Source organism: Robiginitalea sp., assembly GCF_049588695.1.
Classification (GTDB): Bacteria; Bacteroidota; Bacteroidia; order Flavobacteriales; family Flavobacteriaceae; genus Robiginitalea.
Map to the genome: position 1 here is coordinate 1 of NZ_JBAVZJ010000592.1, position 1,706 is coordinate 1,706.

The following is a 1,706-nucleotide window of genomic DNA, read 5'->3' on the forward strand; positions in this document are numbered from 1 at the left end:
ATCAGCAATTGCTGCGAAATACCAATGGAGAGACTTTTGCACTGATTGATTCAGATTTGAATGCAGCCAATGGTTTGCTTGGAAATGACACGTCTAACAAGACGCGGATCAACAAGGATTTCATAACTGCGCTCCGGGCCCGTATCGCGGCCTATCGTCAGGATTACGTAGCTGCGGCTACTTTAAGTCAGCAGTTGATTGACAAGTATCCGCTGGCGAACCGTGCGGAGTACGAGGCTATGTTTTTGGACGAGTCGGATGGGGAAGTTATCTTCAAGCTGGAGCGTACCAACAATGACAACTATGACGGACAGGGAGCCACAGGTAGCCCTGCTGCCGGGGGCTGGGCAGGAGCTCGTTTTGCTTTTGTGGATGCGACCCTTGCAGGATCTCCATATTTTGAAATGGGACGTTCCCTCTTCAATATGATCGACGAGACAGACGTGCGTTACGATGTGAATGTAGCCCCGTCCAGTCTGATTGACCCGGATTATGCAGAGAACAACAACCCTGCTACGGATATTCTTGTGATTCAAAAATATCCTGGATCTGAAGGACAGCCGCTTATGAATGACCTGAAGATATTCCGGGCTTCAGAGATGTATCTGATCCGTGCAGAGGCTGCTGTAGCCCAGGGGAATTTGGGTGTTGCTGCGAACCTGATCAAGGATATTCGCGATGCGCGTTTTGGTGAGGACACTGCGGCTCCAAGTTTTGGCAGCCCTCAGGCGGCCTACGCGGCCATCCTGGATGAGCGCAGGGTGGAACTGGCCTTTGAAGGACACCGTTGGTTCGACCTGAAACGTTTGGGAACAAGGGCAAATCAGGGTGTCTTGAAAGACCCTATTGATTGTGCTTTTAACGGGGCCTGTACCTTATCTGCGGATGATTTCAGGTTTACCTTACCACTCCCGATTGTGGAATTCAATGCAAACCCGGGGCTGAGGGAACAACAAAACCCAGGATACTAACCTAATAATCTAGAACAATGAAAAAGTATATATATATTCTTTTTGCCAGTCTGGCACTTCTCGCTTCCTGTGAGGAGGACTTAGTAATTTACGATGGCGAAACAAGCCAGACCTATGGTCGGTTTGGATCGACTATCGTAGAACTGCCTGTGGTCTTTGATTCCAGTGCAGAGACTACCATACCGATTGAGTTGAGTACGCTTTCAGAAACGGATCGTACTGTTTCGGTAGAACTGGTTAGCACCGGAGCTGAGAATGAGGCCGATCCAACTCAATACGATTTTCCATCCCAGGTCGTTGTACCTGCTAATTCCTACTCAGGAGACCTGGTCTTCACCGGAATCGACAATGGGATTGAGATTGGAGAAACCAAAACGGTAACCCTTCAGATCACTGATATTTCCGGAGCACCAGATGCAAGTCTGGATGGGTTGAGTTCTACAACTATCAGTATGTTCCAGGTGTGTCCTGTAGAATCTGATTTCTTTATCGGAGACTATGAATTGACAACCACAGCTGTTGGAATTTTTGGTTCTACCGTGTTCCCTCAGGGTGTTGTTACTATTGAACAAGGTGAATCCAGTAACGATGCCAGGAGTTTTACGGCTCAGATCTATCCGGATTTAGGAACTTTCGACCCTATTCAGTTTAACTTTACTTTGGTATGTGGGACCGTAGTAGTTTCTGCCGGCCAGGTGACAGGTGTGGGATGTGGTAGTTCAACTACATTAGGAC

At 48.1% G+C, this 1,706-nt stretch carries 2 protein-coding genes; both read left to right on the plus strand.

Features of this window, described 5'->3' with window-relative positions; all coding sequences use genetic code 11:
• Positions 1-971 (plus strand): RagB/SusD family nutrient uptake outer membrane protein (locus WBV75_RS13555; RefSeq protein WP_424121119.1); only part of this gene is annotated, 971 nt, incomplete at its 5' end.
• A gap of 17 nt (positions 972-988) precedes the next feature.
• Positions 989-1,706, plus strand: a 718-nt coding sequence (locus tag WBV75_RS13560) for a hypothetical protein (protein ID WP_424121120.1), incomplete at its 3' end; no start/stop codon positions are given.